The 7154-nt window shown below is 66.0% G+C and carries 7 protein-coding genes; all 7 read left to right on the top strand.

Annotation, left to right across the window (positions count from 1 at the left end; all coding sequences use genetic code 11):
* Positions 1-9 precede the first annotated feature (9 nt).
* Positions 10-1200, top strand: coding sequence for a type II secretion system F family protein (locus GM676_RS28835; RefSeq protein WP_155467836.1), 1191 nt, complete (start codon positions 10-12; stop codon positions 1198-1200).
* Complete coding sequence (locus GM676_RS28840) at positions 1197-2873, top strand: GspE/PulE family protein (RefSeq protein ID WP_155467837.1); 1677 nt, start codon at positions 1197-1199, stop codon at positions 2871-2873. Before GM676_RS28835 ends, GM676_RS28840 begins: the two co-directional genes overlap by 4 nt.
* A complete protein-coding gene (locus GM676_RS28845; RefSeq protein ID WP_155467838.1) occupies positions 2866-3675 on the top strand; it encodes a hypothetical protein in 810 nt (269 codons plus the stop codon). The genes GM676_RS28840 and GM676_RS28845 overlap by 8 nt, the downstream gene beginning before the upstream one ends.
* On the top strand, positions 3672-4220 hold the full coding sequence (locus GM676_RS28850; protein WP_155467839.1) for a hypothetical protein: 549 nt from the start codon (positions 3672-3674) through the stop codon (positions 4218-4220). The genes GM676_RS28845 and GM676_RS28850 overlap by 4 nt, the downstream gene beginning before the upstream one ends.
* On the top strand, positions 4205-4768 hold the full coding sequence (locus GM676_RS28855; protein WP_155467840.1) for a hypothetical protein: 564 nt from the start codon (positions 4205-4207) through the stop codon (positions 4766-4768). Before GM676_RS28850 ends, GM676_RS28855 begins: the two co-directional genes overlap by 16 nt.
* On the top strand, positions 4765-5340 hold the full coding sequence (locus GM676_RS28860; protein ID WP_155467841.1) for a hypothetical protein: 576 nt from the start codon (positions 4765-4767) through the stop codon (positions 5338-5340). The genes GM676_RS28855 and GM676_RS28860 overlap by 4 nt, the downstream gene beginning before the upstream one ends.
* Positions 5340-7154: secretin GspD/PilQ domain-containing protein (locus GM676_RS28865; RefSeq protein ID WP_155467842.1), on the top strand; the 1815-nt coding region annotated here is incomplete at its 3' end. The genes GM676_RS28860 and GM676_RS28865, both read left to right, overlap by 1 nt.

Raw genomic sequence — 7154 nt, forward strand, 5'->3', positions numbered from 1 at the left:
TTCCCTCCCATGCAGTTCGACGTCCGCACCTTATCGGCCGATATGGTCATCTCCCATCTGGTGATCGATGGCCGCGATGAGGCGGACGCGCGCCGCCAGGTGGAGGCGCGCGGACTGTTCGTCAGTTCCATCACGGCCAGGCGCGCCGGCCTGCCGGGCCGCGGCGGCAAGCGCCGCGCGCTCTCGCTGGTGCTGTTCAGCCAGGAGCTGCTGGCGCTGCTGACCGCCGGCCTGGGCATCGTCGAAGGGCTGGAAGCGCTGCTGGAAAAGGAAACCAACCCGGCCACGCGCGGTGTGCTGGAACGCTTGCTGGGCGGCCTGCGCGAAGGCCAGCGCTTTTCCGCCGTGCTGGCCGAGCAGCCCGATTTGTTCCCGCCGCTGTACGTCGGCATCGTCAAGGCGGCCGAGGGTACGTCCGACTTGCCGCGTTCGCTGGCGCGCTTCATCGACTACCAGCAGCGCATCGACATCGTGCGCGCCAAGCTGGTGTCGGCGGCGATTTATCCCTGCATCCTGTTGCTGGTGGGCGGCGGGGTATCGCTGTTTTTGATCGGCTACGTCGTGCCGCGCTTTGCCGAGGTGTATCAGGGCGCCGGCCGCAACCTGCCATGGCTGTCGCAGCAGATGCTGAACTGGGGCCAGTTCGCCGGCGCCCACACCACGCTGCTGTTGGCCGGCATCGCCGCCGTGCTGGGCGCGCTGGTGCTGGGCGTGCGCCAGCTGATGGCCAATGGCGGCATCGCCCGCCTGCTGGGCAAGCTGCCCGGCATCGGCGAGCGGGTACGCATCTATGAGCTTTCTCGTTTGTATCTCACGCTCGGCATGCTGAGCGAGGGCGGCATCACCATCGTGCACGCCATCGAGACGGTGCAGGGCATGGTGTCGTCGACCGTGCGCGCCAATCTGCAAACCGCGCGCGCGGCGGTGGAATCGGGCCTGCCGCTGTCGACCGCTTTTGAAGCCGCGCATCTGACCACGCCAATTTCGCTGCGCATGCTGCGCGTGGGCGAGCGCACCGGCGACATGGGACCGATGCTGACCCAGTCGGCCGCCTTCTACGACGGTGAAATCAGCCGTTGGATCGAGCGTTTCACCCGCACTTTTGAACCGCTGCTGATGGCGGCCATCGGCCTGGTGGTCGGCGCCATCGTGGTGCTGTTGTACATGCCGATCTTCGATCTGGCTGGAGATATGTCATGAGCACCATCGACACCACGCTGCTGGCGCGTGCCCGCCATCTGCGCCAGCAATCCAAACGCACGCTGGTGGAAGAACTGGAAGCGCTGACCGGCACCGAACCGCGCCTGCTGGTGCGCGAGCTGGCGCAGCCCTTCGGCATGCCGGTGCTGGAGACGGTCGACATGCTGGCCTACGAGCCGGCATGGGATCTGCTGCCGCTGTCGCAAGCGATGGCGCGCCACTGCGTGCTGCTGCGCGGCGCCGATGGCGTGATCGGCGTGATTGCCGACCCGTTTGATCTCGACCTGCAAACCTGGCTGGGCACGCAGGCGCGCGCCACGCCGTCCGCGCCGCTGGCCACGCGCCTCGCGCTGCAAGCCGACATTCAAGCCTATTTGTCCAAGCAGGAAGAATCCGCGCGCGCCACCGACTCGCTGCTGCCCGGCGCCAGCGAAGGGCGGCGCGACGGCAAGACGGCGGCGGTGCTGTCGTTTGCCTCGGTGTCGGAAGGCGCCAGCCCGGCGGTCCGGCTGGTCAACTCCACGCTGTACGACGCGCTGAAGGCCGGCGCTTCGGACATCCACCTTGAAAGCACGGCCGGCGGCCTGGCGGTGAAGTACCGCGTGGACGGCGTGCTCGATCACGCCACCGCCGTCAACGGCGTGGACGTGGCCGAGCAAATCATCTCGCGCCTGAAAGTGCTGGCGGAACTGGACATCGCCGAACGCCGCGTGCCGCAGGACGGCAGCTTCCGCGTCGAGGCCAATGGCCGCGAGATCGATCTGCGCGTCTCCATCATGCCGAGCATCCATGGCGAAGATGCGGTGATCCGTATTCTCGACAAGCGCGCCATGATCGAAGCCTACGGTTCGCTGACGCTGGAGGCGCTGGGCTTCGACGCGCCGTCGCTGTCCACGCTGCGCACGCTGGCGCAGGAAGCCTACGGCATGCTGCTGGTGACCGGACCGACCGGCTCCGGCAAGACCACCACCCTGTACGCCGCGCTGACCGAGATCCATAACGGCCGCGAAAAAATCATCACCATCGAAGATCCGGTGGAATACCAGCTGCCCGGCATCCTGCAAATCCCGGTCAACGAGAAAAAGGGCCTGACCTTCGCCAAAGGCCTGCGCTCCATCCTGCGCCACGACCCGGACAAAATCATGGTCGGCGAAATCCGCGACCGCGAGACGGCGGAAATCGCCGTGCAGTCGGCGCTGACCGGCCACCTGGTGCTGACCACCGTGCACGCCAATAACGTGTTCGACGTGTTCGGCCGCTTCACCCACATGGGCATCGATCCTTACGCCTTCGTGTCGGCGCTGAACGGCATCTGGGCGCAGCGCCTGATCCGCACCAACTGCCCGCACTGCGCCACCGAATACACGCCGGACGATCACGAACTGGCCAGCGTCGGCATGACGCGCGCCGACGTGCATGACTACCGCTTCATGCAGGGCAAGGGCTGCGGCGATTGTCGCGGCACCGGCTACAAGGGCCGACGCTCGATCGCCGAAATCCTCACGCTGAACGACGAGATCCGTGAACTGATCGTCGACAAGCGGCCGATCCGCCAGATCAAGCAGGCGGCTCACGAAAACGGCACGCGCAGCCTGCGCCAGGCCGCGCTGGAAGTGGTCAAGCGCGGCGCCACCACGCTGACCGAAATCAAACGGGTGACCTTGCATGCGTAGAGCCATCGGACAATTTCTGCGTATCGATGTCTCGCCGCGTGGGGTGAGCGTGCAGCGCGCGAGCCGCTGGCAAGGCCTGCCAGGCTTTGGCGCCGCAGGTCGCGGCGGCGTGCCGGACGTATTGGCCGCGCAGACCATCGCGCCGTCGGCCGACCACCCGTTCGACGCCATCGCCAACGCATTGCGCGCCGTGCTGGGCGAACTGGACGTGCAGGGCTGGCCGGTCAGCTTCGTGCTGGCCGACGAATTGACGCGCATGTGGCGCGTGACGCCGCCCGCTGGTGCGGCGCGCATGGCCGACCTGGAAGCGGCGGCGGGGCTGCGCTTCCAGTCGCTGTACGGCGAGCCGCCATCGGCGTGGCAACTGTCGGCCGACTGGAATGCGGCGCAACCGTTCTTCGCCGCCGCCATGCCGCGCGCCTTGCTGGCAGAGCTGCAAGTGGTGGCGCAGGACTGCAAGCTGTCCATCGTCGCCATCGAACCGCGCTTTGTCAGCGCCTGGAACCGCGGCCGTCGCGGTTTGAAGCAGGGCGCCTGGTTTGGCCACGTGCATGATGGCCTGCTTACCGTGGCCGCCACCGAGCCCGATGGCAAAGGCCTGCGCGCCGTGCGCTCACTGCCGATCCCGCAAGGCGCCGACCAGCACTGGCTGACACAGACCCTGCAACGTGAAGCGCTGCTGCTGGACGCGGAAGCGCCGTCGCTGCTGCAAGTGAACGGCGAGGCGCCTGCCGCGTGGTTGCAGCCGGGAGGCGGTGCCGGGCGCATCGCTTGCAGCGCATTGACAGGGAGCGCCGCATGAAAGCCATGAAGATCGACTTCGCGCCAGGCAGCGTGCGCCGCACCTTGTTCCACATCCATCCCGCGGTGCTGGCGCTGGCCGGTGTAGGCCTGTTGCTGTGCGCTGGTGCCGCTGTCGGCGGCTGGCAGTTGGCCGAACAAAAACGCGAACGCGAGCACCAGCTCCAGCACTTGCAGGAGCGCGTGAAAGCACTGTCTGCGCGTCCTGCGGTGGAAGTGGCGCGTGTCGCCATTCCGGAGGCGCAGGCCAGCTTCGTCAACGGCGCCATCATGCAACTCAACCTGCCATGGCGCGATCTGCAAGACGCCGTGCTGGCCGCCACCCCGCGCACCGTGGCGCTGGTGGCGATGGAACCGGACCCGCGCAAGCGCATCCTCAAGATCACCGCCGAAACCAAAACCAGCGACGACATGGTCGACTACGTCGCCGCGTTGAAAGAACAGGAAAGCTTCAGCGGCGTGATCCTGACCCGCCATGAAATCAACGACGCGGACCCGAATCGTCCGCTGCGTTTCCAACTGGAGGCCACATGGCAGGCTCGCTGAACGATGTGAACCTGCCGGCATTGCTGCTGCGCGCCCGCATCGCCGTACTGCGACTCGGCGCGCCGGCTTGCGTGGCGATGGCCTTGTGCGCTGCCGGCGTGGCCGCATGGGCGTGGTTGCTGCCACACCGCGCCGAGCAGGCACGCGTGATGGCCCAGCCGTTGCCGGCGCCGTCCACGCTGGTGACGCCGCCGCCTCCGCCGTCGGCCAACCAGAACCTCGCCGCCTTCTACGAAACGCTGGGCGAAAAACGCTACGCCGAGCAGCAAGTGAAAGTGCTGTTCGACCTGGCCGCCAAATCCAGCCTGACGCTGAATCAGGGCGAGTACAAGGCAGCCTACGACAAGGCCAGCCGCGTCAGCACCTACCAGATCATCCTGCCGGTGAAAGGGCCGTATCAATCGATCTGGCAGTTCGCCATGCAAGGCCTGCGCGCGATGCCATATGCCTCGCTGGATGAAGTGGGCTTCCGCCGCGACACCATCGCCGATCCCACCGTGGAAGCGCGCCTGCGCTTCACGCTTTACCTCAAGGACGCCGAGCCATGAAGCCCTATCAGATCGTGATGGCGCTGGCGCTGGTGGGCGCGGCAGGGCTGGTGCTGTTTGGCGATAACTCGCCATCGGGTGGCATCGCCGAGCCGGTGGCGCGCGGCGAGCGTGGTGCGCGCGCCGACGCCGCATCGCCGTCGTCCGCAGCCGTGCCCACGCCGGCGCCGCGCGCAGCCGGCAAAGACGCCGCACCGGCCGAAGCCACCATCCTCGCGTTGATCCCGCGCGCGCAATTGGTAGGCGAGGCCGGCGACGCCACCTTTGCCGCAGGCGAGGGCGTGTTCATGGGCCAGAACTGGAATCCGCCGCCGCCACCGCCACCGCCGCCATCGAACACGCCGCCGCCACCGCCGATGGCGCCGCCCATGCCGTTCACCTACATCGGCAAGGCGCTGGCGGATGGCGCGTGGGAAGTGTTCCTGGCGCGCGGCGACAAGACTTATTCGGTGCGCAACCAGACCGTCATCGATGGCGTCTACCGCGTGGAGAAAATCGCGCCGCCGTTGATGTCCCTGACCTATTTGCCTTTGAATCAGCAACAACAGATGAATATTGGAGCTCTTGAGTGATGGCTAGCCCTCTGAAGAAACTAGGCAGCTGCGCTGCGCTGGCGATCATGCTGAGCGGCTGCGCCGCGCAGATGGCCTACCGCGACGGCAATGATCTGATCGCGAAGAACCAGGTCGAAGCGGGCCTCGCCAAATACCAGGAGGCGGTGCAGGCCGACCCGCTCAACGCGCAATACCGCAGCGCCTACCTGAGCGCGCGCGAACGCGCCACCAACCGCATCCTGGACGCCGCCGAACGCGATCAAAGCGAAGGTCGCGCGCTGCAAGCGGAGCAGGGCTACCGCCGTGTGCTGGGGCTGGACGCGCAAAACGAACGCGCCAACGCCGGCCTGCGTTCGCTGGAGCGCGACAGCCGCCAGGCCAAGCTGCTGGAGGCGGCCGCACAGCACCTCAACAAGAATGAATACGAGCTGGCCAAGCAAAAGCTCAACGCCGTGCTGACCGAGTCGCCCACCAACGACAAGGCGCGCGCCATGCTGCGCGAAGCGACCGAGAAGAGCGCGCCGCCGGCGGTGGAGTCGGGCCTGTCGAAAGCCTACAAGCAGCCGATCACCATCGAGTTCCGCGACGCGCCCTTGAAGCAGGTATTCGAGGTGATCTCGCGTCGCTCCGGCCTGAACTTCGTGTTCGACAAGGACGTGAAGACCGACCAGAAAACCACCGTGCTGCTGAAGAACAGCACCGTCGAATCGGCCATTTACTTCCTGCTGCTGACCAATCAGCTGGAGCAGCAGGTCATGGACGCCAACACCATCCTGATCTACCCGAACGTGGCGGCCAAGCTGAAGGAATACCAGGAGATGACGGTGAAGACCTTCTTCCTGGCCAACGCCGAAGCCAAGCTGGTGGCCAACACGCTCAAGACCATCCTCAAGTCGCGCGACGTGGTGGTGGATGAAAAGCTCAATCTCATCATCGTGCGCGATACGCCGGAAGCCATCCGCCTGGCCGAGCGCCTGATCAACTTGCAGGACGCGCCGGAAGCGGAAGTCATGCTGGAAGTGGAAATCCTCGAAGTGAAGCGCGCGCGCCTGATGGACCTGGGCGTGGTATGGCCGACCACCATGGGCTTCTCGGTGCTGTCCAGTTCCAACGGTGCCGGCATCACCGTGCGCGACCTGAATAATCTGAACCAGCGCACCATCGGCGTCACCGGCACGCAATTGTCGATCAACGCCAACAAGAACGACTCGGATTCCAACCTGCTGGCCAATCCGCGCATCCGCGTGCGCAACAAGGAAAAGGCCAAGATCGTCATCGGCGACAAGCTGCCGGTGATTACTTCCACCGTCTCCTCGGGCGTGGGCGGCTTCGCCAGCGATTCGGTGACCTACGTCGACGTCGGCCTGACCCTGAACGCCGAGCCGACCATCTACCTGAATAACGAGGTGGCGATCCGCATGCAGCTGGAGGTCAGCAATCTGGTGAACACCATCACCACCAAGAACGGCACCACCGCCTATCAGCTTGGCACGCGCCAAGCCTCGACCATGCTGCAATTGAAGGATGGCGAGAATCAGGTGCTGGCTGGCCTGATCAACAACGAGGAGCGCAATTCGTCCAACAAGGTTCCGGGCTTTAGCGAGCTGCCGCTGGTGAGCCGTTTGTTCGGCAGCCAGCGCGACGACAACCAGAAGACCGAGATCGTGCTGTCGATTACGCCGCACCTGATCCGCAACGTGCAGCGTCCGGAGGCCTCGGCCTCGGAATTCTCGGCCGGTACCGAAGCCAGCTTCCGCCGCCGTCCCGACACCACGCCGCGCGCCACGGTCGCGCTGCCGGCGTCGCCGGCCCGCCCGGCCGCAACGCCGGGC

Origin of the sequence: Duganella radicis (assembly GCF_009720825.1) — a bacterium.
GTDB lineage: Bacteria > Pseudomonadota > Gammaproteobacteria > Burkholderiales > Burkholderiaceae_D > Rugamonas > Rugamonas radicis.

Bases quoted from the DNA above. Each gene is read 5' to 3' on its own strand.
- GM676_RS28835 (WP_155467836.1), top strand. From the start codon at position 10: ATGCAGTTCGACGTCCGCACCTTATCGGCCGATATGGTCATCTCCCAT.
- GM676_RS28840 (WP_155467837.1), top strand. From the start codon at position 1,197: ATGAGCACCATCGACACCACGCTGCTGGCGCGTGCCCGCCATCTGCGC.
- GM676_RS28845 (WP_155467838.1), top strand. From the start codon at position 2,866: ATGCGTAGAGCCATCGGACAATTTCTGCGTATCGATGTCTCGCCGCGT.
- GM676_RS28850 (WP_155467839.1), top strand. From the start codon at position 3,672: ATGAAAGCCATGAAGATCGACTTCGCGCCAGGCAGCGTGCGCCGCACC.
- GM676_RS28855 (WP_155467840.1), top strand. From the start codon at position 4,205: ATGGCAGGCTCGCTGAACGATGTGAACCTGCCGGCATTGCTGCTGCGC.
- GM676_RS28860 (WP_155467841.1), top strand. From the start codon at position 4,765: ATGAAGCCCTATCAGATCGTGATGGCGCTGGCGCTGGTGGGCGCGGCA.